The sequence below is a fragment of the Amycolatopsis rifamycinica genome (genome assembly GCF_000695625.1).
Lineage (GTDB): Bacteria > Actinomycetota > Actinomycetes > Mycobacteriales > Pseudonocardiaceae > Amycolatopsis > Amycolatopsis rifamycinica.
The window spans coordinates 140,075-165,462 of sequence record NZ_JMQI01000073.1; the positions used below are offsets into that span (position 1 = coordinate 140,075).

At 72.5% G+C, this 25,388-nt stretch carries 20 protein-coding genes; 15 read left to right on the forward strand and 5 right to left on the reverse strand.

Annotation, left to right across the window (positions count from 1 at the left end; all coding sequences use genetic code 11):
- Positions 1 to 55 precede the first annotated feature (55 nt).
- The 3 genes from DV20_RS35545 (at position 56) to DV20_RS35555 (ending at position 3,897) form a co-directional block, all read left to right on the forward strand.
- On the forward strand, positions 56 to 1,789 hold the full coding sequence (locus tag DV20_RS35545) for a pyruvate dehydrogenase (protein WP_043787676.1): 1,734 nt from the start codon (positions 56 to 58) through the stop codon (positions 1,787 to 1,789).
- A gap of 832 nt (positions 1,790 to 2,621) precedes the next feature.
- A complete protein-coding gene (locus DV20_RS46815; protein ID WP_235191078.1) occupies positions 2,622 to 3,134 on the forward strand; it encodes a hypothetical protein in 513 nt (170 codons plus the stop codon).
- A gap of 94 nt (positions 3,135 to 3,228) precedes the next feature.
- On the forward strand, positions 3,229 to 3,897 hold the full coding sequence (locus tag DV20_RS35555; protein WP_043787678.1) for an HNH endonuclease family protein: 669 nt from the start codon (positions 3,229 to 3,231) through the stop codon (positions 3,895 to 3,897).
- Here DV20_RS35555 and DV20_RS35560 read toward each other — a convergent pair.
- On the reverse strand, positions 3,894 to 4,646 hold the full coding sequence (locus tag DV20_RS35560; RefSeq protein WP_043787679.1) for a fructosamine kinase family protein: 753 nt from the start codon (positions 4,644 to 4,646) through the stop codon (positions 3,894 to 3,896). The genes DV20_RS35555 and DV20_RS35560 overlap by 4 nt on opposite strands.
- 54 nt (positions 4,647 to 4,700) lie before the next feature.
- On the opposite strand from DV20_RS35560, the gene DV20_RS35565 reads away from it, so the two are divergent.
- Positions 4,701 to 5,057 (forward strand): MmcQ/YjbR family DNA-binding protein, encoded by a 357-nt coding sequence (locus DV20_RS35565; protein WP_043787680.1) that lies wholly within the window; start codon positions 4,701 to 4,703, stop codon positions 5,055 to 5,057.
- Here DV20_RS35565 and DV20_RS35570 read toward each other — a convergent pair.
- A complete protein-coding gene (locus tag DV20_RS35570) occupies positions 4,982 to 5,836 on the reverse strand; it encodes a GNAT family N-acetyltransferase (protein WP_043787790.1) in 855 nt (284 codons plus the stop codon). The two genes, DV20_RS35565 and DV20_RS35570, sit on opposite strands and share 76 nt — an antisense overlap.
- A gap of 41 nt (positions 5,837 to 5,877) precedes the next feature.
- Positions 5,878 to 7,950 (reverse strand): putative Ig domain-containing protein, encoded by a 2,073-nt coding sequence (locus DV20_RS35575; protein WP_043787681.1) that lies wholly within the window; start codon positions 7,948 to 7,950, stop codon positions 5,878 to 5,880.
- A gap of 207 nt (positions 7,951 to 8,157) precedes the next feature.
- Here DV20_RS35575 and DV20_RS35580 point away from each other — a divergent pair, with 207 nt between their 5' ends.
- Positions 8,158 to 9,354 (forward strand): phospholipase D-like domain-containing protein, encoded by a 1,197-nt coding sequence (locus DV20_RS35580; RefSeq protein ID WP_043787682.1) that lies wholly within the window; start codon positions 8,158 to 8,160, stop codon positions 9,352 to 9,354.
- Positions 9,355 to 9,385: 31 nt separating this feature from the next.
- Here the strand turns inward: DV20_RS35580 and DV20_RS35585 are convergent, their stop codons facing one another.
- Entirely contained in the window at positions 9,386 to 12,361 is a 2,976-nt protein-coding gene (locus DV20_RS35585; RefSeq protein ID WP_043787683.1) for an AfsR/SARP family transcriptional regulator, read from the reverse strand.
- A gap of 313 nt (positions 12,362 to 12,674) precedes the next feature.
- On the opposite strand from DV20_RS35585, the gene DV20_RS35590 reads away from it, so the two are divergent.
- On the forward strand, positions 12,675 to 13,037 hold the full coding sequence (locus tag DV20_RS35590) for a DUF488 domain-containing protein (protein WP_043787684.1): 363 nt from the start codon (positions 12,675 to 12,677) through the stop codon (positions 13,035 to 13,037).
- A 137-nt stretch (positions 13,038 to 13,174) separates the two neighbouring features.
- On the opposite strand, the gene DV20_RS35595 is transcribed toward DV20_RS35590, so the two are convergent.
- Positions 13,175 to 14,173, reverse strand: a complete 999-nt coding sequence (locus tag DV20_RS35595) for a LacI family DNA-binding transcriptional regulator (protein WP_407638370.1) — start codon at positions 14,171 to 14,173, stop codon at positions 13,175 to 13,177.
- 191 nt (positions 14,174 to 14,364) lie between these two features.
- Here DV20_RS35595 and DV20_RS35600 point away from each other — a divergent pair, with 191 nt between their 5' ends.
- The 9 genes from DV20_RS35600 to DV20_RS35640 are packed head-to-tail and all read left to right on the forward strand — an operon-like array spanning position 14,365 to position 25,347.
- Positions 14,365 to 15,882 (forward strand): sugar ABC transporter ATP-binding protein, encoded by a 1,518-nt coding sequence (locus DV20_RS35600; RefSeq protein WP_043787686.1) that lies wholly within the window; start codon positions 14,365 to 14,367, stop codon positions 15,880 to 15,882.
- A complete protein-coding gene (locus tag DV20_RS35605; protein ID WP_043787687.1) occupies positions 15,879 to 16,919 on the forward strand; it encodes an ABC transporter permease in 1,041 nt (346 codons plus the stop codon). Before DV20_RS35600 ends, DV20_RS35605 begins: the two co-directional genes overlap by 4 nt.
- Positions 16,912 to 17,904, forward strand: a complete 993-nt coding sequence (locus DV20_RS35610) for an ABC transporter permease (protein ID WP_043787688.1) — start codon at positions 16,912 to 16,914, stop codon at positions 17,902 to 17,904. Before DV20_RS35605 ends, DV20_RS35610 begins: the two co-directional genes overlap by 8 nt.
- A gap of 5 nt (positions 17,905 to 17,909) precedes the next feature.
- The gene (gene rhaS / locus DV20_RS35615) at positions 17,910 to 18,971 is read left to right on the forward strand and encodes a rhamnose ABC transporter substrate-binding protein (RefSeq protein WP_043787791.1); all 1,062 of its coding nucleotides are present in this window, start codon (positions 17,910 to 17,912) and stop codon (positions 18,969 to 18,971) included.
- Complete coding sequence (locus tag DV20_RS35620) at positions 18,971 to 19,306, forward strand: L-rhamnose mutarotase (protein ID WP_043787689.1); 336 nt, start codon at positions 18,971 to 18,973, stop codon at positions 19,304 to 19,306. The genes rhaS and DV20_RS35620 overlap by 1 nt, the downstream gene beginning before the upstream one ends.
- Before the next feature lie 5 nt (positions 19,307 to 19,311).
- The gene (gene rhaI, locus DV20_RS35625; RefSeq protein ID WP_200876560.1) at positions 19,312 to 20,478 is read left to right on the forward strand and encodes an L-rhamnose isomerase; all 1,167 of its coding nucleotides are present in this window, start codon (positions 19,312 to 19,314) and stop codon (positions 20,476 to 20,478) included.
- 2 nt (positions 20,479 to 20,480) lie between these two features.
- Positions 20,481 to 22,511 (forward strand): bifunctional aldolase/short-chain dehydrogenase, encoded by a 2,031-nt coding sequence (locus DV20_RS35630; RefSeq protein WP_200876566.1) that lies wholly within the window; start codon positions 20,481 to 20,483, stop codon positions 22,509 to 22,511.
- Between the two features lie 8 nt (positions 22,512 to 22,519).
- Complete coding sequence (locus DV20_RS35635) at positions 22,520 to 23,941, forward strand: L-fucose/L-arabinose isomerase family protein (RefSeq protein WP_043787692.1); 1,422 nt, start codon at positions 22,520 to 22,522, stop codon at positions 23,939 to 23,941.
- A complete protein-coding gene (locus tag DV20_RS35640; RefSeq protein ID WP_043787693.1) occupies positions 23,938 to 25,347 on the forward strand; it encodes a rhamnulokinase in 1,410 nt (469 codons plus the stop codon). Before DV20_RS35635 ends, DV20_RS35640 begins: the two co-directional genes overlap by 4 nt.
- Positions 25,348 to 25,388: the final 41 nt, after the last annotated feature.

Genomic DNA, 25,388 nt, shown 5'->3' on the forward strand with positions numbered 1-25,388 from the left:
ATTTTCAGCCAATCAGGCATTGGACGCATCGGTCGGCGCGGGCCAGGGTGGAGGTATGGCTACCGTGGCAGAACAACTGGTCAGGACCCTGCGTGACGCCGGGGTCGAGCGCATCTACGGCATCGTCGGGGACAGCCTGAACCCGATCGTCGACGCCGTCCGCCGCACCGACGGCATCGACTGGGTCCACGTCCGCCACGAGGAGACCGCCGCCTTCGCCGCCGCGGCCGAAGCGCAGGTCACCGGCAAGCTCGCCGTCTGCGCGGGCAGCTGCGGCCCGGGCAACCTGCACCTGATCAACGGCCTGTTCGACGCGCACCGGTCCGGGGCGCCGGTGCTGGCGATCGCGTCGCACATCCCGTCGAACCAGATCGGCACCGGCTTCTTCCAGGAGACCCACCCGGACCGGCTGTTCGCCGAGTGCAGCCACTTCAGCGAGGTCGTGGCGGACCCGGCCCAGCTGCCGCGCCTGCTCCGGATCGCCACGCAGGCCGCCGTCGGCAAGGGCGGCGTCGCGGTGCTGACCATCCCGGGCGACCTGGCCGACCGCAAGGCCACCGGCCCGCTCACCGAGCGCCTCCCGCTGGTGACGCCGTCGCCCGCGGTGCCTTCCGCGGAAACCGTCCGGGAACTCGCCGGCCTGCTGAACTCCGGCGAGAAGGTGATGCTGTTCGCCGGCGCGGGCGTCCGCGGCGCGCACGACGAGGTGATGGCGCTGGCGGAGAAGCTCGCCGCGCCGGTCGGGCACTCGCTCGGCGGCAAGGAGTGGATCCAGTACGACAACCCGTTCGACGTCGGCATGAGCGGCCTGCTCGGCTACGGCGCCTGCTACGACGCGATGCACGAGGCCGACCGGATCGTGCTGCTGGGCACGGACTTCCCGTACGACAACTTCCTCCCGCAGGCGCGCACGATCCAGCTCGACCACGACGCCTCGCGCCTCGGCCGCCGCACGCCGCTGGACCTGGCGGTGCACGGCGACGTGCGGGAGACGCTGCGTGCGCTATTGCCGCTGCTGCGGCCGCGCACCGACCGGGCGTTCCTGGACCGGATGCTGCGTGAGCACGTGCGGAAGCTGGAGAAGGTCGTCGGCGCGTACACGACGAAGATCGAGCACCGACGTCCGATCCACCCCGAGTACGTCGCTTCGGTGCTCGACGAGGTCGCCGCCGACGACGCGGTGTTCACCGTCGACACCGGGATGGGCAACGTCTGGGCCGCCCGCTACCTGACGCCGAACGGGCGCCGCCGCGTGCTGGGTTCGTTCCGGCACGGCAGCATGGCGAACGCGCTGCCGCACGCGATCGGCGCCCAGCTCGCCCAGCCGGGCCGCCAGGTCGTGTCCCTCTCCGGCGACGGCGGGCTCGCGATGCTGATGGGCGACCTGCTGACGCTGCCGGCCTACGACGTCCCGGTGAAGGTGGTCGTGTTCAACAACGCCACCCTGGGCATGGTGAAGCTGGAAATGCTGGTCGACGGCCTCCCGGACTTCGGCACCGACCACGCCCCGGTGAACTTCGCGGCGATCGCGGCGGCGTGCGGTGTGTTCTCCGAGCGCGTCGAGGACCCGGACGACGTGCGCGGCGCGCTGGAGAAGGCGTTCGCCCACCCGGGTCCGGCGGTGGTCGAGGTGGTGACGGACCCGAACGCGCTGTCGATCCCGCCCCGCATCACCGGTGAAATGGTGCGCGGATTCGCACTGGGCGCGACGAAGACGGTGCTCAACGGGGGTGTGGGGAAGATGGTCGACCTGGCGCGCGCCAACCTGCGCAACACCCCGCGGCCGTAGCCCGGACCCGACGGCGGGTGCGGTCCATTGTGGACCGCACCCGCTTTTGCGTCCCGCCTCCGGCCGGTCCGGCTACACACGGTGGTGATCGACCACTCGTTCGGCTGCTGGGGCGGCGGCGGGGTTGCCTCCTACCGTCGAGGGAGTGCTCGCCGTAGGCGTCGTGGGAGGTGTGACCGGCGTGCTCGTGGCCCTCCAGCAAACCGGCGAAGACCGGCCGCTCCCACCGGCGGCGGAGCACGTGGTGGCGTTGCTGCGATCGTGGGGCCCGGGCCCCCAGCACCTGCCGGGGCTGGCACTGGCGGGCATCACCCTGCCGACCCGGCTGGGGCCCCGGTTCGTGGACGCACTGGTGTTCACCAGGTGCGGAGTGGTGGTGATCGCGGCCCACGAGCCGGGCCCGCCGGAGTGGCCGGGACCGGGCGACCGCACGGGTGCGGTGGTGGCGGCGGCGAAAGGGGCGCTTGCCGGGCATGAAGGGGGCCGGCATGTGACGGGGCTGGTCGCGGTGGTGCCGCCGGGGGCGGGGTCGCGGGGGAGCGAGGCCGCGCCGGGCGGTGGGTTGCCAGGCGGCGGGCCGGAGGCGGTTTCGCGGCTGGCTGGGCCCGGGGTCGCCGGGCGCGCGCACGAAACGGCGGAGGAGCATTCGCCGGGAAACGATTCGGCGGACCCGCACTCGGGCGGTCCGGCGATGGCTGGACCGGGGAGTGGTTCGGACAGCGGTGGGCCGGCGGTTTCGCAGCTGAGTGAGCCGGCGGCGGCCACAGAAGCGCGCTCAACCGGGCCAGAATCCGATCAGCCGAACAGTGCGGCAGCCGAGCCGGCCCCGAACGTGTCCAGCCGAGAAGTCACCTTACCGGAAGACCCCGCGCATCCCTCGGTCCTCCACTGGCCCGACCCGCACCCCGTCCCCGGGGTCGCCGTCGTCCTCGCCGATCCGCGGGGGCTGCGGCGGATCATCGCGCAGCACAACCGGTGGCGGACCGTCTGGTCCGCCGATGACGTCCTCGACGCCTGCTACGCCCTTTCGCTCGCGCACCTCGCCCCGCCCCGGGCCGCGCTCATCGCCGAGGGGTTTCCCGCGCGGCTTCCCGTCCTCTCCCGGGTGCCGGACCGGCCCGCCGTGATCCCGGTGGCCCCGGAGCTGCCGCCGCCGCCGGCGGTGGTCGCCGAGGACGAGCCCACTGCCTGGGGCGCGCCGGCGCGGGGGCCCGTCTCGGCCGCCTTCCCGCGGCAGCGGCCGATCCGGCAGGTCCCCTGGGGGCTGCTGTTCGTGCTCGCCGTGCTCGTCGCCGTCGGGGTGGTGGCCGCCGTGTTCGTCAACCAGGTGTTCCACGGCTCCTGAACTGCCACGATCGATTCGCGTCAGCTCCGGCATCTGCACCGTTTCCGCGCGGCGTCCGCTGGGCACCTCCCGGTAGACGTGAAAGGGGTTCACGATGCCGCGCACCCGAGCGCTTGTCCTTCTCGCCGTCCTCGCCGGTTCGTCCCTCACCGGCTGCAAGCTCGCCGACGAACTCGCGTCCGGGGCCGGGCCCGTGACGCAGGCACCCGGCACCGTCGCCGCCCCGCGGATCGCGCCCGCGCAGGCGCGCAACGAACTGGCCGCGCTGAAGGTCGCCGTGCGCGGCACCATGGACGGCTACAGCCGCGACGAGTTCCCGCACTGGGACAAGGTCGACGCGAACTGCGACGTCCGGGAGCAGGTGCTCAAGCGGGACGGCAAGGACGTCGAGACCGACGCGCAGTGCGCCGCGAAATCCGGCACCTGGGTCAGCCCGTACGACGGCGAGACCTGGCACAAGGCGTCCGATGTGGACATCGACCACATGGTGCCGCTCGGGCAGGCCTGGATCAGCGGCGCGAAGAGCTGGACGCGGGAACGGCGCGAGCAGTTCGCCAACGACCTCGTCCGCCCGCAGCTGAAAGCGGTCACCGACAACCTCAACGTGCAGAAGAGCGACAAGGCTCCCGACGCCTGGAAGCCGCCGCTGGTGTCCTACTGGTGCGCCTACGCCACCGACTGGATCGTCGTCAAGCGCAACTACGGCCTGACGATCACCGTCCCGGAGAAGAAGGCGCTGGAAACCATGCTCGACCGCTGCTAGAACGAGCGGGCCGCGGCCAGCGCCCGCTCCGCATAGGACTGTCCGAAGAGGACCGTGTGGACCAGGAGCGGGAACAGCTGGTGCAGCCCGATCCGGTCGCGCCGGCCGTCGGCCAGGGGACTGACCTCGTGGTACGCGCCGAGGATGCGGTCCAGGTGCGGGCAGCCGAACAGGTGCAGCATGGCCAGGTCCGTCTCGCGGTGCCCGCCGTGGGCGGCCGGGTCGATCAGCCACACCTCGCGGCCGTCCCACAGGACGTTGCCGTTCCAGAGGTCGCCGTGCAGCCGCGCGGGCGGCTCGGCCGACGACGGGATCCGCGCGCAGGCCCGCTCGAACACCGCCGCTTCGGCCGGGCCGAACGTCCCCGCGTCCACGGCCAGCCGGACGTAGGGCAGCACGCGGTCCGACGCGTACCAGGACGCCCAGCCGCCGGCCGGGACGTTGGCCATCGGCGCCCGGCCGATCCACGCCTCCGCCGGTCCGCCCGGTGGTGGCGCGCCGAACGCCGGGGCGCCCGCGGCGTGCAGCCCGGCCAGGCCGCGGCCGAAGCGTTCCGCCGCCGGGGCCGAGGGGCGCCCGGCCGGGACGCGGTCGATGACCAGCCGGTCCTCGTCGGCACTGCGCACGGCCGGGATCGGCACCGTGCCCGCCGCGGCCAGCCAGCGCAGGCCCGCCGCCTCGGCCGCCGTCGCGCCGGGAGCGTGGCCCCGCTTGACCACCACCTCGTCGCCGTCTCCGGACTGCGTCATGTCCCGCACGGTACCGGCGCGCTACGGTGGTCGCCTGAACAAGGGGGAGCGACGGTGACGGTGCGGGTCCGGGAACTCGAACAGCTGCTCGGAACGCTGGCGGAGGTCCAGCGTTCGGAAGCGCGCGACTACTCGTCGTTCAGCGTGCGCGGCAAGCGGTTCGGCTACTTCTGGCCGCGGACCCGGACCGTCGGCCTCAAGCAGACCGTCTCCGAGCAGCTGGCGCTGGTCTCGGAACGACCGGACGTGTTCGAGGTGCAGTTCACCGCCGGCGGCTTCGGCTGGGTGGTCGTCCACCTCGACGGCATCGACGCCGACGAGCTCGCCGAGCTCCTCTACGAGGCCTGGCGGCTGTCGGCCCCGGAGGAGCTGGTGTCGGAGGTGCCCTTCACCAGGATCGCCCGCGCGTAGAGCAGGTCGAACCCCTGGCGCTGCGCGTTCTGGTGCGACTTCGACCCGGGCTGCGTGGTGACGACGGCCAGGTCGCACCCGGCCTCGGCGGCCGCCGCGAGCCGGGCCCGCAGCAGGGCCGTCTGGACGCCGCGGCGGCGGTGGGCGGGCACGGTCGCGGCGCCGCCGAACTGCGCGATCCCCTCGGTCACGCGGAAGCACGCACCGCCGGCGAACTCGCCGTCCCGCTCCGCGACGTACCGCCGGACCCCGGCCATGTCGCGCAGTGCGTTCCGCAGGAGCTCACGGGGGAAGTGCTCGTTCGAGGGCAGCCCCTGGTCGTCGGCGACCGCGGACGCGTCGGCCATCGCGGACAGCCAGGCCTCCAGTTCGTCGTCGCGGCAGAGCCGGACGTTCCCGGGGAACTCGCCGGCACCCACCCGCCGCCCGAGCACGTTCTCGTACGACTCGAGCCGGTAGCCGCGCGCGGTCAGGAACGCCCCCACCGCCGAGTCGGCGAGCTGGGAAAGCTCGACCTGCACCGGCGCGCCCAGCTCGGCGAAGGCCGCTTCGACCTCGTCGAGGCCTTCGGGCAAGCCCGCGAAACCCAGGCCGGCGATCTTGGTGAAGGGCGAGCCCGCCTCGGCGAAGGTCGCGACGCCACCGGCGAGCGGGCGCCTGAACCCGGCACCACCCGTCCGGGCCCGTGTCGCGTCGCTGCAGGCCGCGACGAACCGCGCCTCCGCGCGTTCGATGCGCTCGGCCAAGGCCGTGTCACAGAAGAGCCGTTCCCCGTCCACGTCCCCACAGTGGCGGACGCGGACGGGGAACACCAACCGGTTTATCCCTCCACGCGGTGCGCCGCCCAGAACGACGTCAGGTCGGTCGACCCGGCCGCCGCCTGCGCCGCGGCCTTGAACTCCGCCGTGGTCGACACGCCGTACCAGTGCGACTGGGCGTACGACCTGAGCAGGTTCGCCATCGCCGTGTCGCCGATCAGCCGCCGCAGGTCGTGCAGGGTGCACTTGCCGTAGTTGTAGACCACCGTGGAGTACCGGGACGAATGCGCGTCCCAGTAGGCCATCGAGTTGGTCAGCTTCTCCGCGCTCGACTGCCACGTGATGCCGCAGCCGCTGCCGGTGACGCCGCGGTAGAGGTCGGTGGCGTAGTCGGTGAAGCTCTCGTCCAGCCACGGGGAGTTGTACTCGTCGTCGCCGACGATCCCGTAGAACCACTGGTGGGCGATCTCGTGCGGCAGCGCCACGTTCGACACCAGGTCGAGCACGAAGCCGGGGTACTCCATGCCGCCGAACCAGAAGTTGTTGTCCAGCACCACGTCCAGCTCACCGTACGGGTAGTCGCCGAAGCGGCCGGAGTGGACGTCGACGGAGTCGGCGGCCAGCGACAGCATCGAGTTCGCGCTGCTGGTGGAGATCCCGCTGACCGAGTAGACGTTGACGCGCACGCCCTTGCCGGACGTCGTCGCGATCTTCGCGAACGGCCCGGCGGCCCAGGCGAAGTCGCGCACCTTCGAAGCCACGGCGTGCGTGGTGGTCGTGCTGCCGCTGGTCGTCTCGGCCGACGTGCCGGTGGCCGGCGTCAGCAGCGACGCCGGGTGCACGAGCGTGACGTCGAAGTCGCTGATCACCGTGTAGAACGACTCGCCGTTGTTGGTGTACGGGTCGAGGTGCCAGCCCGCGCCGTCGCGGACCGCGAGCACCGGCAGCGCGTTGCCGATCATGTTGTACGCGCCGTCGTGGCCGAACCGGTCGGCACCGCTGGGCACGACGATCTTCAGGTCGAACCCGATGGTCGCCGACTGGCCCTGGGCCAGCGGCGCGGGCAGCGTGACCTTCATGGCCGTGCAGTCGACGCTGAGCGCGGACGGTGTGCCGCCGGTGACGTTCGTGACCGTGATCGGCGTCGTCGGGCAGGCGCCGTGGTAGTTGTCCCAGAGCCGCAGGTACACCTCGGGCAGCGCGGTGGCCGAGCCGTTGGTGAAGCTCACGCTCTGGTGCCCGGTCCAGGTGTCGCCCGCGGTGTTCGACGTCAGGTTCACCGTGTAGGCGGGGTTGACCGGGGTGCGCGCCGAGTCGGCGGGGGCGGCCGAAATCGTCCACGTGAAGGTGGCGCTGCCGCTGTTGCCTGCCGGGTCCTTCGCCGTCACGGTCACCGAGGACGTGCCCGCGGTCGCCGGCGTGCCGGTGATCTTGCCCGTGGCCGCGCCGATCGTCAGGCCGGCGGGGAGGCCGGTGGCGCTGTAGGAGAGCGCGTCGCCCTGCGGGTCGCTCGCCTGGATCTGCAGCGACGCGGCCTGGCCGACGGCGCCGGTCTGGGCCCCCGGCGAGGTGACGACCGGCGACTGCGGGTTGCTCGTCCCGGTCGTGCTCAGCGCGAAGTCGTCGAGGACGAAGTTGGTGGCCAGGCTGGAATCCTCGGTCCCGGTGATCTTCAGCGTCACCGTCTGGCCGAGGTAGCGGGAGACGTCCACGGTGCGCTGGACGTAGCCGGTGTTCTTGTCCAGGTTGGAATAGCTCGCGAGCGTGTCGGAGCCCGCCTGGACCACCAGCATGTCGTACTTGGTGCTGGTCGTCGTCTCCTTGGTGTCGATGTGCGACCACCACGAGAGCGTCGCCGACGCGCAGCCGGCGGGGAGCGTCAGCGACTGGGACAGGGTGTCGGTGTGCGTGCCGCCGGTGCCGTCCAGCCAGGCGATCATCGTCCCGCCGTGCGCGGGTTCCGCCGTGGTGGCGGCGGAGATGACGCCGCTGGTCTGGGTCCACGGCGTGGTGCCGCTTTCGAACCCGCCGTTGCCGATGACCTGGTCACCGCAGACCGCGGCCGCCTGGGCGGGTGCGGCGACGGCGACGGTGCCCAGCAGGCCGATGGCCACGCCGAGCACGGCAGGAAGCACCCTCGATCTCATGGAGGTCGTCCTTTCCCGGCTCCGCCCGTGGGAGCCAGGAGAAGCGTCCTCTTCGGCCCGGATGGGCGGAACCCGCCAAGAGTCGGGTTCCGCCCGCCCCCGTGCCGCTTTCGTCGTGTATGCGCGGCAACGTCCGGGTGTACGGATCTTGTACACCGCATCGCGAGCTTGGGTCCTTCCGACAGGAGGAAGACAATGGCCCCGAAGTTCAAGGCGCTCACCGTGGCCGTCGGCGCGCTGCTCGCGCTGGCCGGCAGCGGGACCGCGCACGCGGCGCCGGCCGCGGACGCCACCGGCATGGAAGCGATCTTCAACACCCCGCCCGAGAACGGCGACCGCGACCACTCGATCGAAACGCGGCTGGTCCGGCTGACCGACGGCACCCCGGCCGGGGCGGAGATCCACATCTCCCTCTTCAGCTGGACGCGCCCGGCCCTCGCCGAGGCGGTCAAGGCCGCGCAGGCCCGCGGCGTCAAGGTGCGGATCGCCCTCGACGGCGCCGCGGACGACGACCCGGCCAACACCGCGATGCTGATCCTCAAGTCCGCCGGCCTCACCCAGCTGGTCTTCTGCGGCACCGGCGGCGACAACACCGGGTGCATCGCCCACGACGGCAGCCCGCACTCGATCAACCACGACAAGCTCTGGATGTTCTCCGAGACCGAGGGCAAGAAGGACGTCGTCGTCATCGGCTCGTACAACCTGACCACCGTGCAGGGCAACATGTTCAACAACGCCCTGCTCACCCACGGCGACCCCGACCTGTACGCCTTCTACCTCGGGCACATGCAGAAGATGCTGGCGCAGAAGAAGAACAACGACTACTTCGCCGACGCCGGCTACCACAAGACCCTGACCACCATGGTCACCAGCTACCTTTCGCCGCGCGCCGACTCCCGGGGCGGCGATTCCGAGGAGTTCGCCACCGACACGTGGGCGCAGCTGCTGAAGTACATCACCAAGTACGAAACCGGCTGCTCGCTCAACGTCGTCCAGGCCAACATCGCCGACTCGCGCACCCCGGTCGTCGACGAGCTGGTCCGCATCGGCAAGCTGGGCTGCAAGGTCCGGATCGTCTACGACGACATGGGCACCGCCGCGCTGAGCGCCCTCAAGGGCAAGGCGAACGTGACGCTCAAGAAGTTCCACACGACGGCGAACGACCGCGAGATCACCGTGCACTCGAAGTACATGCTCTACACGGGCAACTACAGCGAGAAAGCCGGCCGCTCGCTGGTCTTCACCGGTTCGCACAACATCTCCGGCGCGGCCCTGCGCGACAATGACGAAATCCTCATCAAGGTGGAGAACGCCGCGATCAGCGCCGCCTACCAGGACAACTTCGGCACCATCCTGGGCCGCGCCAAGTGCACGCCCCCGGCCACCTGCTGAGTGGTAGGCCGGTGCTGACCCGCCTTGCCACTCACGACGGCTCGAGGACGCGGGCGGCTCGCGTCTCCAAGGGCCGGTAGCCGGCCTGGGCGGCGAGCTTGGCCGCCGCTTCGCCGTGGGTGCGGGCCAGGTCGGCGTCACCCAAGGCGAGCGCCGCTTCGGCGAGACCGGTCAGCGCCGCGGCTTCACACCACGTGAAGCTCGTTTCGCGGGCGATGTCCCATGCGGCGCTCAGGTGCGTGACCGCGTCCGCGGGGCGGTCCAGCCGGAGGCAGGTCTCCCCGAGCGAGGTCAACGCCGACGCTTCGGTGCCGCGGTCGCCGATGCGGCGGGTCAGCTCCACCGCCTCCGCCGCGTCGGCCAGGGCCCGGGTGCCGTCGCCCGCCCGGGCCTCCAGCACCGCGCGGCCGGACAGCGCGGCCGCTTCGCCGTACTGGTAGCCGAGTTCGCGGTTGGCGGTCAGGGCCCGCTCGTAGAACTCCGCCGCGACGGCGTTCCCGAGATCGCGGTGGACGTGCCCGAGATCGACCAGCAGCACGGCCACGCTGAACCGCGCGCCGTCGCGTTCGGCGATCTCCAGCGCGCGGGCGAAGTGGCCGAGGGCGGCGTCGAAGTCGCCGACCTGACCGCACGCGAAACCGAGGTTCGCCAGCGCCATCGTGATGCCCGGCATGGCGGCTTCTTCGCACAGCCGCAGCGCTTCCAAGCCGCACGCGATCGCTTCGCGCGCGTCGCCGAGGCGCTGGAGCACGGCGCTGAGGTTGTTGAGCGCCGCCGCCCGGCCGGGCGGCCACTCCGCCGCCAGCCCCTCGTCCAGGACCGTCGTCAGGTGTTCCCGCGCTTCGGCGTAGCGGCCGCTGTTGACCCCGGCGAGCGCGATCGACAGCCGCATCGCCGCCTGGGCCCGGTGATCCCCGGCGACCTGGGCGGCGGTCAGCGCCGTGGTCGCGGTGTCGATCCACTCGGTGTGGTGGCCGCGGTGGTGGAAGAACGCCCGGAGCGCGTCGGCCAGGTGCCAGGCGTACTCGCCCGGGCCGTGCGCGGCCGCGTGCTCGACGGCGGCGGCGAGGTTGGGCCACTCGGTGTCCAGCCAGGCCAGCGCGTCCTCGGTGCCCTCGAACGGCTGCTCCGGTTCGGGCCGGGGGAGCCGGAGGAAGTGGGGGATCAGCAGGCGGCCCGCCGCGTCGGCCGTCGCGAGGTAGTGGTCGAACAGCCGCCGCCGGGCCGCGTCCGCGTCGCCGGCGGTGTCGTCGGCCGCGAGCCGCCCGCCCGCGTAGCTGCGCAGCAGGTCGTGGAAGCGGTAGCGGCCGGGCAGGTGCCGTTCGACCAGGTTGGCCGCGGCGAGGGCCTTGAGCTGCCGGCCCGCCGGGCCGTCGGCGACCGCCGCGAGCCGCGCGGCCACCGGCGCGGTGAACGTCTGGCCCGGCACCAGCGCGAGCCGGCGGAACAGCAGGCGGTGCTCGGCGGGCAGCGCCCGGTACGACACGGAAAACGCGGTGGTGACGGCGCTTTCTTCGGCACCGTCGACGCTCAACCCGGCGAGAGGATCGCCGTCGGCGAGTTCGCGGGCCAGCTCCGCGATGCCGGACACGTCGCCGGCGCCGAGGTTCGCCGCGGCCAGCCGCAGGGCGAGGGGCAGGTGCCCGCACAGCCGGGCCAGCTCCGCCGCCGCGGCCGGCTCGGCGGCGACCGCGGGCGGCCCGAGCACGGTTTCCAGCAGCTGCCGCGAGTCGTCGGCAGGCAGCACGGACAGGGGCACGGCCCGCGCGCCGGTGCGGGCGATGAGGTCGCCGAGCCGCTGGCGGCTGGTGACGACCACCGTGCCCGACGGCGGCAGCAGCGGTGTCACCTGGGCGCTGTCGCGGGCGTTGTCGAGCAGCACGAGCACCTGCCGGTCGGCCAGCAGCGAGCGCCACAGCGCGGTGCGGCCGTCCGCGTCCGGCGGGATCGCCCGCGGGTCGGTGCCCAGCGCCCGCAGCAGTTGCGCGGCCGCGCCCGCCGGGGTGAGCGGCTCGTGCTCCGGGTCGAACCCGCGCAGGTCGAGGTAGAGCTGGCCGTCGGGGAACCGGTCGCGGACGCGGTGCGCCCAGCGGACGGCGAGCGCGGTCTTGCCGACGCCCGCGGTGCCGGTGACGACGCGGATGTCCGCCCCGGGACCGGGCCCCGCCGGTTCGTCGAGCCGGGCCAGCTCGGCGGCGCGGCCGGTGAAACCGCGGACGTCGTGGGGCAGCTGGGCCGGGCGCACCGGCTCGGGCGGCGGCTCCGGCGCGGGGTCCAGCGCCGGATCGCCGGCCAGGATCGCGGCTTCGAGGCGGACCAGCTCGGGTGCCGGGTCGAGCCCGAGCTGCTCGACGAGCCGGGCGCGCAGCCCGCGGAAGGCGGCGAGGGCGGCGTCCGTGCGGCCCTCGCGGTGCAGGGCGAGCATGAGCTGGCCGACGAACCGCTGCCGCAACGGGTGCGCGGCGACCAGCGTGGTCAGCTCGGCGAGCACGTCCCGGCCCCGCCCGAGCCGCAGCTGCGCGTCGATGCGGTCCTCCAGTGCGCTCCAGCGGGCTTCGGTCAGCCCGGCGAGCAGCCGCCCGGCGACGTCGGCGGACGCCGCACCGGCCAGCGCGTCGCCCCGCCAGAGCGAGAGGGCTTCGTCGAGCAGAGCGATGGTGGTCTCATCGTCGGCCGCGCGGGCCCGGCGGGTGAGGGCGGTGAAGCGGTGGGCGTCGACGGTGTCCGGGTCGGCGCGCAGGACGTACCCGTGGCCCTCGGTGGCGAGTTCGGGGCCGCCGGTGGTGCGGAAGACCGCGCGCAGCCGCGAGACCAGCGCCTGGACGGTGTTGCGCGCGCTGGGCGGCGGGTCGTCGGGCCAGAGGACGTCCACGAGGGTGTCCAGGGCGACCGGGAGCGGGGTCTCGAGGAGCAGGACAGCGAGGACCAGGCGCTGTTTGCGCGAGCCCAGCTCGACCGGGGCACCGTCCGCGGTCGCCTCGACGGCGCCGAGGACGCGGAACTCCACCCGGTCACCCTCCGCTCGCCTTCACCCGATCGTGGCGTGCAAGCGTACTGCAAGCCTGGTGCAGGCCCGGTCCGCCATCCTGGCGGGGCCGCGGGACACGTTCCCGACGATGTCCGCGGCCGGCTCGGCCGCCGGGGAACCGGCGGTTTCGGCTGTCGTCGTCCCGTACGCGGCACGAGCTGGGGGTAGGACCACCACGGCGGCCCCTCCACGGTCGCCGTGGTGGCCCTTTTCGCTGCCTCGGGCAGCTGCCGCCGCGGGCTGCCGCCGCGCTCCGGTGGCGGCGCGCCTGCGTGGGACGCAGAATGCGCGCATGCAGCCGACGGTCGTCCGGGTGGCGCGCCTGGCCGACCCGGCCGGGCCCGCCGACGGCACCCGCGTGCTCGTCGAACGCCTGTGGCCGCGCGGGACCGCCCGCACGGCGGTGGTCCTCGACGGCTGGTACCGCGGCCTGGCGCCGTCCGACGAGCTGCGCACCTGGTACGGCCACGACCCGGAGCGCTTCGCGAAGTTCGCCGAGCGCTACCGCGCGGAGCTGCGCGAGCCCGACCGAGCGGCGGCCCTGGACCGGCTGCGGAGGTGGGCCGCACAGGGCCCGCTGACGCTGCTGACGGCGAGCGGCTCGCCCTCGATCAGCCAAGCGGCCGTCCTCGCGGCGGTGCTCACCGAAGACTGAGCCAGCGTCGTCCGCCCAGGCACGCGTGTCGTCCGTTCAGGCACGCGTGAGCTCCGGCCGCCGACCGTCGACACGGACAGGTCCGCGGCGAAAGGCGGGTACCGCAGGTGCGAAAAGTCCGGCCGCCGGCGGGTTGCTCAGCGCAGGGTCGAGGCCCGGACGACCAGCTCCGGGGTGAATACGACTTTCCGGTGTTCGTGGCCGGGTTCGGTGGCTTCCGCCAGCAGCAGCTCCACCGCCGTGCGGCCCAGGCGCCGCCGGGGCTGGCGGACCGAGGTCAAGGGCACCGCGGCCGCCGCGGCGAACTCGATGTCGTCGTAGCCCACGATCGCCAGGTCGTCCGGGACGCTCATGCGGAGGTTCGCGCACGTCTGGAGCAGGCCCAGGGCGACCAGGTCGTTGGCGCAGAACGCGGCGGTCGGGCGGACCGGCGCCGGCAGTCCCGCCAGCCGCTCGCCGGCGCCGCGGCCGTCGGCCACCGTCAGCGCCGTCGTCGTCAGGTCGACCAACGCCTCCGGGCCGAGCCCGGCGGCCTCCAGGGCCCGCAACGCGCCGAGCCGCCGGTCGCGGACCTGGCCGACGCTCGTGTGGTTGCCGACGAAGGCGATCCGCTCGTGGCCCTGCTCGACCAGGTGCCGCACGGCGATCTCGCCGCCGTGGACGTCGTCGACCGCGACCGAGCAGTGCGTGGTGCCCTCGGGCGTGCGGTCGACGACGACCACCGGCGTGCCGCGGCGGGCGATCTCGCCCAGCACCGGCGCGTCCGGGTCGACCGGCGTGATCAGGATCCCCTGGACGCGCTGCTGTTCGAGCCGGCCGAGGTAGGCCGCTTCCCGCGACGGCTGGTGCGCGCTGTTGCAGAGGAACAGGGAAAGGTCACCGGCGGCGTCCGCGGCGTCCTCCATGCCGGCCGCGACGTCGGTGAAGAACGGGTTGCTGCCGTCGAGCATGACGTAGGCCAGCACCCGGCTGCGCCCGGCTCGCAGCTGCCGCGCGGATTCGTTGCGCACGAACCGGAGGTCGGCCATCGCGGCTTCGACGCGCGCGCGGGTCGCGGGGCTGACCCGGTCGGGCCGGTTGAGCACGTTGGACACCGTGCCGAGGGAGACGCCGGCCGCCGCCGCGACCTCCTTCATGCCCGCCGCGCGCGGCTCCCTGATCACCATCCGACCGCCTCTTCGACGCTGCCGTTGAAACGTAACATCACGCGCATGACCTGGGGAAGCTGCCGTTTGGCCACGCCTGCGCCGATGCATTGACTTCTCGTTCCGCCGCATAGTAGCTTCACCGCACCAGATTTGTGAAACCTTTCAATCCGGAGGTCGCGATGACGCGCCCAGACCCGGGCCGGGCCCCTCTGCTGGAGGTGCGCGGCGTGACGAAGTCGTTCGGCGCGGTCGCGGCCGTCGCCGGCGTGGGTTTCGGGCTGTACGCCGGAGAGGCCCACGCGCTGGTCGGGGAGAACGGTGCCGGCAAGTCCACCATCGTCAAGATGCTGGCCGGCGTGCACAAGCCCGACGACGGCACGCTGCTGCTGGACGGCGAGCCGGTCGAGTTCGGCTCGCCCGCCGACGCGAAGGCGGCCGGCATCGCGGTCATCTACCAGGAGCCCACGCTGTTCCCCGACCTCAGTGTCGCCGAGAACATCGTGATGGGCCGCCACCCGCGCAAGAGCCTCGGCCGGATCGACCGGGCGGCGATCCGCGCCGAGGCCGAGCGGCTCTTCGCCCGCCTCGGCGTCCGGATCGACCCCGCCCGGCCCGCCAGGGGACTGTCGATCGCCGACCAGCAGATCGTCGAAATCGCCAAGGCGCTCAGCGCCGACGCCCGCGTGCTGGTGATGGACGAGCCGACCGCCGCACTGACCCGGATCGAGGTCGAGCGGCTGTTCACCGTCGCCCGGACGCTGCGCCAGGAAGGCGCGGCGATCATGTTCATCTCCCACCGCTTCGAGGAGATCACCGAGCTCTGCCAGCGCGTCACCATCATGCGCGACGGCAGGCACGTCTCCACCGACGCTCTGGCGGACGTCACCGTCGACGAGATGGTGAAGCGCATGGTCGGCCGCGACCTGGACGCGCTGTTCCCCAAGCAGGACGTCGAGCCCGGCGCGGTCGTGCTGGAGGTCGAGGGCCTGGCCCGCGAGGGGGTGTTCCGCGACATCTCCTTCTCCGTGCGCGCCGGGGAAATCGTCGCGTTCGCCGGGCTCGTCGGCTCCGGCCGCTCGGAGGTCGTCCAGGCGGTCTTCGGCGTCGACGAACGGGACGCGGGAGTCGTGAAGGTGAGCGGGAAGAAGCTCAAGCCGCACTCGTCGCGGGCCGCGATGGCCGCCGGGATGGCCCTGGTCCCCGAGGACCGGCGCCAGCAAGGCCTGATCATGGACCTCTCGATCGAGCGGAACGTGACGCTCCCGCGCTCGCGCGCGCTGTCGAAGGCCGGCTTCCTCACCGGCGCGAGCGAACGCCGGGAGGCGCGGCACTGGACCGAGCGCCTGCGCACCAAGTACCGCCGCCTCGGCGATCCGGTCGGCACGCTGTCGGGCGGCAACCAGCAGAAGGTCGTGCTGGCCAAGTGGCTGGCGATGGCGCCGAAGGTGCTGATCGTCGACGAGCCGACGCGCGGCATCGACGTCGGCACGAAGGCCGAGGTCCACCGGCTGATGTCGGCGCTGGCCGCCGAAGGCGTCGCGATCGTGATGGTGTCCTCGGAACTGCCGGAGGTGCTCGGCATGGCCGACCGCGTGCTGGTCATGCGGGAAGGCCGGATCGTGGCCGAGCTCCCGCGCGCCGAGGCGGCCGAAGACTCGGTGATGTTCGCCGCGATGGGGCAGGGGGCCGCCGCATGACCGTGACCGAACAGGCCCGGGTGACCGGCGACCCGATCGTCCACTCGCGACGGTCGTGGGCCGCGAACGTGCTGAAGGCCCGGGAATCCGGCATCGCCGGAGCCCTGATCGTCCTGGTCGCGTTCACCGCGACGCAGAACTCGCGGTTCCTGTCCGGGCAGAGCATCCGCGACATCCTGCTGGGGACGGCGATCCTGGCCGTGCTCGCCGTCGGGCAGGCGATCGTGATGATCACCCGCAACATCGACCTGTCGGTCGGCTCGGTGCTCGGCCTGTCGGCGTTCGCCGTCGGCACGCTGATGAAGGACCACCCGGGCCTGCCCGTGATCGCCGCCATCCTGGCCGGGCTCGCCGTCGGCGCGGTGTGCGGGCTGGTCAACGGCGCCCTGGTGCGGTTCGGCCAGGTGCCCGCGCTGGTCGTCACGCTCGGCACGCTCTACGCCTACCGCGGCGTCAGCTACTTCTGGGCCGGCGGTCGGCAGATCAACGCCGACAAGCTGCCCGCGTCCTTCCTGGACTTCGGCACGGCGTCGCTGCTCGGCGTGCCGTGGCTGGTCCTCATCGCGCTGCTGGTCCTGGTGGCCGCGGGGATCGTGCTGCGCAGCTACCGCGCCGGCCGCGAGCTGTACGCGATGGGGTCGAGCCCCCAGGCCGCCCAGCTGGCCGGCATCCGGGTCGGCCGCAACACCAGCGCGGCGTTCCTGGTCAGCGGCGCGCTCGCCGGCCTGGCCGGGGTCCTGTTCGCCGCCCGGTTCGGCACCGTGGACGCGGCCGCCGGCACCGGCTACGAGCTCAACGTGGTCGCCGCGGCCGTCGTCGGCGGGGTGGCGGTGTTCGGCGGCAGCGGCTCGGTCTGGGGCGCGGGCCTCGGCGCGCTGCTGCTGACCGTCATCGGCAGCGCACTGGCCGTGCTCGACATCAACCAGTTCTGGCAGCAGGCGATCGTCGGCGCGCTGATCCTGCTGGCCATCGGCGCCGACCGGCTGGTCGCCGTGCGGGTCGCCAAGGCACTGAAGAAGAGGGATTCCCATGTCTGACCAGGGGAACCGGCTCGGCAGGCTGCTCAGCTGGGACGCCGCCGTCGTGCTGGTGACGGTCATCGTCCTCATCGTCGCCTCCGGCGCCGTCGAGAACTTCGGCACCAGCCGCAACTTCACCTTCCTGCTGCTCGACCTGCTCCCCATCGCGCTGGTCGCGCTGCCGATGACGTTCATCATCGTCACCGGCGAAATCGACCTCTCGGTGGCGAGCACGCTCGGCCTGACATCGGCGGTGCTGGGCTCGCTGTGGGACGCCGGGATGACGATCGAGACGATCATCCCGCTCTGCATCGTGCTCGGCGCGGTCCTCGGCGCGCTGAACGGCTTCTTCGTCACCGTGCTGAAGCTGCCGTCGCTGGCGGTCACGATCGGCACCCTGGCCCTCTACCGCGGGCTCGCCTTCGTCGTGCTGGGCGACGGCGCGGTCGCCGACTTCCCGCGCGACTACACGAGCTGGGTCACCGGGACGATCGGCGACGGCCCGATCCCGAACGTGTTGATCCCGCTGGTCGTCGTCGCCCTGGTGTTCGGCGTCGTGCTGCACGCGACCCCGATCGGCCGTGGCGTGTTCGCCGCCGGCGCGGGCGAGCAGGCGGCCCGGTTCGCCGGCATCCGCACCGGACGGCTCAAGTTCTGGCTGTACGTCGTGAGCGGCGCCGTCGCGGGTCTCGCCGGGGTGCTGTGGACGCTGCGGTACTCCAGCGCCCGCGCCGACAACGGGTTCGGCCTCGAACTGGCCGTGGTGGCCGCCGTGCTGCTCGGCGGTGTGTCCATCTTCGGCGGCAAGGGCACGCTGCCCGGCGTGCTCGCCGGGGTGGTCCTGCTGGCGACCCTGCAGAACGCCCTGCGCTTGCAGGACGTCTCCAACGAGGCGCTCAACATCGTGACCGGCGTGCTCCTCATCGTGTCGGTCCTGCTCCCCAACATCGTGCGTGCGGCGTCGCGGCGCCGTCCCCGCCAAGCGGTAACTCCGGAAAGGTGACGAAGATGTCCCGACGGTTCCTCACCGGCGCAGTGTCGGCCGGGCTGGTGCTGGTCCTGGCCGCGTGCAGCGGTACGACCAAGAACGACAACGCCGGCTCCGGCGGCCAGCAGTCCACCGCCGCGGCGAACCCGAACGCGGCGGCGAAGGAGGGCGTCAAGATGGCGTTCCTGCCCAAGCAGCTCAACAACCCCTACAGCGACATCGAGGTTTCCGGCGGCAAGGAGGCCCTCGGCGAGCTGAAGGGCGAGTACAAGCTCGTCGGGCCGAACGACGCCAGCGCGTCGTCGCAGGTCAGCTACATCAACACGCTGATCCAGCAGCAGCAGGACGTCATCGGCATCGCCGCGAACGACCCGAACGCCGTCTGCCCGTCGCTCAACCAGGCCCGCGGCGCCGGCATCAAGGTCGTCGCGTTCGACTCCGACGCCGCGAAGGACTGCCGCGACGTCTTCATCAACCAGGCCACCACGCAGGGCATCGGCGAGCAGCTGGCCAAGCAGGCCAAGGAGCTCTCGGGCGGCTCGGGCGAGGTCGCGGTGCTGTCGGCGACGCCGAACGCGACCAACCAGAACGCCTGGATCGAGGTGTTCAAGAAGGAACTGGCGAAGCCGGAGTACGCGAGCCTGAAGCTGGACAAGGTCGCCTACGGCAACGACGACGACCAGAAGTCGTTCCAGGAGGCCCAGGGCCTGCTGCAGTCGTTCCCGAACCTCAAGGTGATCATCGCGCCGACCACGGTCGGCATCGCGGCCGCCGCGCGCTACGTCAGCTCGTCGAGCTACAAGGGCAAGGTCGCGGTGACCGGGCTCGGCACGCCGAACCAGATGCGCGCCTTCGTCAAGGACGGCACGGTCAAGCAGTTCGCGCTGTGGAACCCGGCCGACATCGGCTACCTCGCCGCCTACGCGGGTGTCGCGCTGAAGTCCGGCCAGATCACCGGCAAGCCGGGCGAGAAGTTCAAGGCGGGCAAGCTCGGCGAGTACACGATCGGCGAGAGCGGCGAAATCGTCCTCGGCCCGCCGACGACGTTCGACGCGAACAACATCGACAAGTTCAACTTCTGATGCCCCGGTACTGCTTCTGCCTCCAGGTCAAGCCCGAGCGGACGGCCGAGTACGCCGAGCGCCACCGCGCCGTCTGGCCGGAGATGCGGCAGGCCCTGCACGACACCGGCTGGCGCAACTATTCCCTGTTCCTCCGCGACGACGGCCTGCTGATCGGGTACGTCGAGGCGGACGACCTCGCGGCCGCGCGGGCCGCCATGGCGGCGACCGACGTCAACACCCGCTGGCAGGCGGAAATGGCGGAGTTCTTCACCGGCCTCGGCTCCCGCCCGCCGGATGCCGGGTTCCAGCTGCTAGACGAGGTCTTCCACCTCGACGTCCGGGAAGGACAGTGATCGCCATGGCTGATCTGACCGCGGTCAAAGCGGCTTTGCGGGCCCAGCGCATCGAAACGCCGTCGTGGGCGTACGCGAACTCGGGCACCCGGTTCAAGGTGTTCCCGCAACCGGGCGTGCCGCGGACGCCGGAGGAGAAGATCGCCGACGCCGCGGTGGTCCACCGGCTCACCGGGGTCGCGCCGAGCGTGGCCCTGCACATCCCGTGGGACAAGGTCGACGACTACGCCGCCCTGACCGCGTACGCGCGGGACCTGGGCGTCGAGATCGGCGCGATCAACACCAACGTCTTCCAGGACGAGGACTACAAGCTCGGTTCGGTGACCAACCCGGACGCGGGCATCCGCCGCAAGGCGACCGACCACCTCCTGGAAGCCGTCGACATCATGGACGCGACCGGTTCGCGGGACCTGAAGCTGTGGTTCTCCGACGGCATCAACTACCCGGGCCAGGACGACATCCGCGACCGCCAGGACCGGCTGGCGGCGGCCTTGCGGGAGACGTACGAGCGGCTCGGGGAGCACCAGCGGATGCTGCTGGAGTACAAGCTGTTCGAGCCGGCGTTCTACGCCACCGACGTCCCGGACTGGGGCACGTCCTACGCCCACTGCGTCGAGCTGGGGGAGCGGGCGACCGTCTGCATCGACACCGGCCACCACGCGCCGGGGACGAACATCGAGTTCATCGTGGCGTTCCTGCTGCGGGCCGGGAAGCTGGGCGCGTTCGACTTCAACTCGCGGTTCTACGCCGACGACGACCTGATGGTCGGGGCGGCCGACCCCTTCCAGCTGTTCCGGATCATGTACGAGATCGTCCGCGCCGACGCCCTCGACCCGGCGTACGGGATCGCGTTCATGCTCGACCAGTGCCACAACATCGAGGCGAAGATCCCGGCGATCATCCGGTCGGTGATGAACGTCCAGGAAGCGACGGCGAAGGCCCTGCTCGTCGACCGCCCGGCGTTGCGCGCCGCGCAGCAGTCGGGTGACGTGCTCGGCGCCAACGCCGTGCTGATGGACGCCTACAACACCGACGTCCGGCCGCTGCTGGCCGAGCTGCGGACCGACGCCGGGCTCGACCCGGACCCGATCGCCGCCTACCACCGCAGCGGGTACCAGGACAAGATCGTGGCCGAGCGCGCCGGCGGCACGCAGGCCGGATGGGGAGCATGACGATGACCGTGCCGGAGCAGCTCATCGCGCGCAGCAACGCGCTCGGGGCGGACCCGCGCAACACGAACTACGCCGGCGGCAACACCTCCGCCAAGGGGGCGGTGACCGACCCGGTCACCGGCTCGCCCACCGACGTCCTGTGGGTCAAGGGCTCCGGCGGCGACCTCGGCACGCTGACCGAGGCCGGGCTGGCGGTCCTGCGGCTGGACCGGCTGCGTGCCCTGGTGAACGTGTACCCGGGTGTCGAGCGCGAAGACGAGATGGTCGCCGCGTTCGACTACTGCCTGCACGGCCGCGGCGGGGCGGCGCCGTCGATCGACACGGCGATGCACGGCCTGGTCGAGGCCCCGCACGTCGACCACCTGCACCCGGACTCCGGGATCGCGCTGGCCACGGCGGCCGACGGCCCGGCGCTGACCAAGGAGTGCTTCGGCGACCGGGTCGCGTGGGTGGACTGGCGGCGGCCCGGGTTCCAACTGGGCCTGGACATCGCCGCGGTCAAGGCGGCGAACCCGCAGGCCATCGGCGTGATCCTCGGCGGGCACGGCATCACCGCGTGGGGCGCGACCTCGGAAGAGTGCCAGGCCCACTCCCTGGAGATCATCCGGACCGCCGAGGAGTTCCTTGCGTCCCGGGGTGCTCCGGAGCCGTTCGGGCCGGTCGTCCCGGGCTTCGAAGCACTGCCCGTCCTCAACCGGCGGGCGCGGGCGGCCGCGCTGGCACCGGTGATCCGCGGGCTCGCCTCGACCGACCAGCGGGTCGTCGGCCACTACACCGACAGCGACGTCGTGCTCGAGTTCCTCGCGAGGGAGAAGCTCCAGCCGCTCGCCGCGTTGGGCACGTCGTGCCCGGACCACTTCCTGCGCACCAAGGTCCGGCCCCTGGTCGTGGACCTCCCCGCGACCGCGCCGCTGGAGGACGTCGTCGCGCGGCTGAAGGAGCTGCACGCCGAGTACCGCGACTCCTACCGCGCCTACTACGAGCGGCACGCCGACGCCGATTCGCCCGCCATGCGCGGGGCCGACCCGGCGATCGTGCTCGTCCCCGGTGTCGGGATGTTCTCCTTCGGCAAGGACAAGCAGACCGCGCGGGTGGCGGGCGAGTTCTACGTCAACGCGATCAACGTGATGCGCGGCGCCGAGGCGGTGTCCACCTACGCGCCCATCCCGGAAAGCGAGAAGTTCCGGATCGAGTACTGGGCGCTGGAAGAGGCGAAGCTCCAGCGGATGCCGAAGCCGAAGCCGCTGGCCGGGCGGATCGCGCTGGTCACCGGGGCCGGCTCCGGCATCGGCAAGGCCATCGCCCAGCGGCTCGCCGCCGAGGGTGCCTGCGTGGCCATCGCCGACCTGAACGGTGAGGCCGCCGCGGAGGTGGCGGCCGGGATCGGGAACGCGGACAAGGCGGTCTCGTTCCTCGCCGACGTCACCCATGCCGACGCCGTGCAGGCCGCCATCGACGCCACCGTGCTCGCCTTCGGCGGCATCGACCTGGTGGTGAACAACGCCGGGCTGTCCATCTCGAAGCCGTTGCTGGAGACCACCGAACGCGACTGGGACCTGCAGCACGACGTGATGGCCAAGGGCTCGTTCCTGGTCGCCCGCGCGGCGGCCAAGGCCATGATCGACCAGGGCATCGGCGGCGACATCGTCTACATTTCGTCGAAGAACTCGGTGTTCGCGGGCCCGAACAACGTCGCCTACGGTGCCGCGAAGGCCGACCAGGCCCACCAGGTCCGGCTCCTGGCCGCCGAACTCGGCGCGCACGGCATCCGCGTGAACGGCGTGAACCCCGACGGCGTCGTCCAGGGCTCCGGCATCTTCGCCGGCGGCTGGGGCGCCCAGCGGGCCGCCGTGTACGGCGTCGAGGAGTCGAAGCTCGGCGAGTTCTACGCCCAGCGGACCATCCTCAAGCGCGAAGTGCTGCCCGAACACGTGGCCGCCGCGGTGTTCGCCCTCACCGGCGGCGACCTCACCCACACCACCGGGCTGCACGTGCCGGTGGACGCCGGGGTGGCCGCCGCGTTCCTGCGCTAGGAGAGCCCATGACGCTCGACCGCATCACCCCGCGCCGCACCCGCGTCGGCCTCGTTTCCGGCGGGCTCGGGGCGTACTGGCCGCAGTTCCCGGCGCTGCTGCCCCAGCTGCGGGCTTCGGCCCGGCGCGTCACCGAGCGGCTGTCCACCCTGGACTGCGAGGTGGTCGACGCGGGCTTCGTCTCCGACGCCGTCGAGGGCGCGGCCGCCGCCGAAAAGCTGCGGGTGGCCGGGTGCGACCTGATCGTCGGGTTCCTCACGACGTACCTGACGTCGAGCATGCTGGCGCCGGTCGCGCAGCGTTCGGGCGCGCCGGTGCTGCTGCTGAACCTGCAGCCCACCGAGGCGATGGACCACGAGTCCTTCGATACCGGCGCCTGGCTGGCCTACTGCGGCGCCTGCCCGCTGCCGGAGATGGCCAACGCCTTCCGGCGCCTCGGCGTCGAATTCCGCTCGGTGTCCGGGTACCTGGAGGATCCGCGCGCCTGGACGCGGATTTCCCGCTGGATCAAGGCGGCCGGCGTCCGGGCGGCGCTGCGGCACGGCCGCCACGGCCTGCTCGGGCACCTCTACCCGGGCATGCTGGACGTCGCCACCGACCCGACGCTGGTGCCGGCCCAGCTCGGCGGGCACCTCGAGATCCTGGAGGTCGACGACCTGCGGGTGCGCGTCGAGGAGGTCACCGACGAGGAGACCGCCGCGCGCGTCGCGCTGGCCCGGGAAGTGTTCACTGTAGACGAGTCCGTTGTGGACGAAGACTTCGCATGGGGCGCCCGGGTTTCGGTGGCGCTGGATCGGCTCGTCGCGGACTTCGCGCTCGACTCGCTGGCCTACTACCACCGCGGCCTGGACGGCGAAACCCACGAACGCGTCGGCGCCGGGTTCATCCTCGGCGCGTCGCTGCTCACCGCCCGCGGCATCCCGGCGGTCGGCGAGTACGAGCTGCGGACGTCCCTGGCCATGCTGGTCATGGACCGGCTCGGCGCCGGTGGCTCGTTCACCGAGCTGCAGGCGCTGAACTTCCGCGATCGGGTGGTCGAGATGGGCCACGACGGGCCGGCGCACCTGGGCATCAGCGCCCGCAAGCCGCTGTTGCGCGGCCTGGGCGTCTACCACGGCAAGCGCGGCTGGGGCGTGTCGGTGGAGTTCGACGTCCAGCACGGGCCGGTGACGCTGTGCGGGCTCGGGCAAGGCCGCGACGGGACGTTCACGCTCATCGCGTCCGAAGGCACGGTGGTGCCCGGGCCGCTGCTGCGGATCGGCAACACGACCTCCCGCGTCGACTTCGGCTGCGACCCGGGGGAGTGGACCGACGCCTGGTCCGCGAGCGGCATCGCGCACCACTGGGCGCTCGGCACCGGCCACCGCGTCGCCGAGCTGACGGCCGTCGCGGACCTGCTCGGCCTCCAGCTGACGGTGGTGCGCCCGTGAAGCGGGTCGCGGCCGTCGACCTCGGCGCGTCCAGCGGGCGGGTGGTGGCCGGCAGCGTGGGGCCTGGCGTGCTGAGCGCCGAGGAGGTCCGGCGCTTCCCGAACGGCGGAGTCCGCGCCGGGCCGTCGCTGTACTGGGACATCCTGGGCCTGTACCGCGAGACCCTGGCCGGGATCCGCGAAGCCGGACGCCTCGACGGCATCGGCATCGACTCCTGGGCCGTCGACTACGGGCTGCTGGACGAGCGCGGCGCGCTGCTCGGCAACCCGGTCTGCTACCGCGACCCGCGCACGGACGGCGTGCCGGAATCGGTCTCGGCCCGGGTTTCCGACCGCGAGCTCTACGACGTGACGGGGCTGCAGCGGCTGCCGTTCAACACCCTCTACCAGCTGGTCTCGGAGCGCGGCCGCCTCGACGCGGCCTCGACGATGCTGCTCATCCCCGACCTGCTGAACTACTGGCTGACCGGGACGATCGGCGCCGAGCGGACGAACGCCTCGACCACGCAGCTGTACGACGTCCGCGCGCGGGCTTGGGCCACTTCACTGGCCTCGCGCGTCGGGATCCCGCCTCGGCTGCTGCCGCCACTGCGCGACCCCGGCACGGTGGTGGGCACGGCGGCCGAGCTGGGCGGCCTGCCGGTGGTGGCGGTCGGCTCCCACGACACGGCGTCGGCGGTGGTCGCCGTGCCCGCCGGCCCCGGCGCGAACTTCGCGTACATCTCGACCGGCACGTGGTCCCTGGCCGGGCTGGAGCTGCCGGCGCCGGAGCTGAGCGACGAGGCACTGGCGGCGAACTTCACCAACGAGGGCGGCGTCGACGGCACGATCCGGTTCCTGCGCAACGTGATGGGCCTGTGGGTGCTGTCGGAGACCTTGCGCACGTGGTCGTGCCCGCAGGACCTGCCGGCGCTCCTGGCCGCCGCCGCTTCGGCACCCGCGCTGGCGGCGGTGGTGGACATCGACGCCCCGGCGTTCCTGCCCCCGGGCGACATGCCGGCCCGGCTGGTCGCGGCGTGCCGGGCCACGGGCCAGCGCCCGCCGTCCGGCCGGGCGGCGGTGGTCCGCTGCATCGTGGACAGCTTGGCGCTGGCCCACCGCCGCGCGATCCAGGCGGCGGCCCGCGTTTCCGGTCGTCCGGTCGACGTGATCCACCTGGTGGGCGGCGGTGCCCGCAACGAGCTGCTGTGCCAATCGACGGCGGACGCGTGCGGGGTCCCGGTCCTGGCCGGCCCGGTCGAGGCGGCGGCGCTGGGCAACGTGCTGGTCCAGGCCCGTGCGCTGGGGGAGGACCTGCCGGACCTGGCGGCGATGCGGGCGTTGGTCCGGCAGACGCAGGAGATCCGGCGTTATGAGCCGTCAGGCAGCGCGGATTGGGCGGCGGCGGAGGCTCGCCTGCACGGCTGAGCCGGCCGGCTCGGCGAGCCGACGGACAACGCCGTCCGTGC

Coding starts and splice junctions, on each gene's coding strand:
- DV20_RS35545 (WP_043787676.1), top strand. CDS start 56: ATGGCTACCGTGGCAGAACAACTGGTCAGGACCCTGCGTGACGCCGGG.
- DV20_RS35555 (WP_043787678.1), top strand. CDS start 3,229: ATGCCGCGCACCCGAGCGCTTGTCCTTCTCGCCGTCCTCGCCGGTTCG.
- DV20_RS35560 (WP_043787679.1), bottom strand. CDS start 4,646: ATGACGCAGTCCGGAGACGGCGACGAGGTGGTGGTCAAGCGGGGCCAC.
- DV20_RS35580 (WP_043787682.1), top strand. CDS start 8,158: ATGGCCCCGAAGTTCAAGGCGCTCACCGTGGCCGTCGGCGCGCTGCTC.
- DV20_RS35590 (WP_043787684.1), top strand. CDS start 12,675: ATGCAGCCGACGGTCGTCCGGGTGGCGCGCCTGGCCGACCCGGCCGGG.
- DV20_RS35595 (WP_407638370.1), bottom strand. CDS start 14,173: ATGAAGGAGGTCGCGGCGGCGGCCGGCGTCTCCCTCGGCACGGTGTCC.
- DV20_RS35600 (WP_043787686.1), top strand. CDS start 14,365: ATGACGCGCCCAGACCCGGGCCGGGCCCCTCTGCTGGAGGTGCGCGGC.
- DV20_RS35605 (WP_043787687.1), top strand. CDS start 15,879: ATGACCGTGACCGAACAGGCCCGGGTGACCGGCGACCCGATCGTCCAC.
- DV20_RS35610 (WP_043787688.1), top strand. CDS start 16,912: ATGTCTGACCAGGGGAACCGGCTCGGCAGGCTGCTCAGCTGGGACGCC.
- rhaS (WP_043787791.1), top strand. CDS start 17,910: ATGTCCCGACGGTTCCTCACCGGCGCAGTGTCGGCCGGGCTGGTGCTG.
- DV20_RS35620 (WP_043787689.1), top strand. CDS start 18,971: ATGCCCCGGTACTGCTTCTGCCTCCAGGTCAAGCCCGAGCGGACGGCC.
- rhaI (WP_200876560.1), top strand. CDS start 19,312: ATGGCTGATCTGACCGCGGTCAAAGCGGCTTTGCGGGCCCAGCGCATC.
- DV20_RS35630 (WP_200876566.1), top strand. CDS start 20,481: ATGACCGTGCCGGAGCAGCTCATCGCGCGCAGCAACGCGCTCGGGGCG.
- DV20_RS35635 (WP_043787692.1), top strand. CDS start 22,520: ATGACGCTCGACCGCATCACCCCGCGCCGCACCCGCGTCGGCCTCGTT.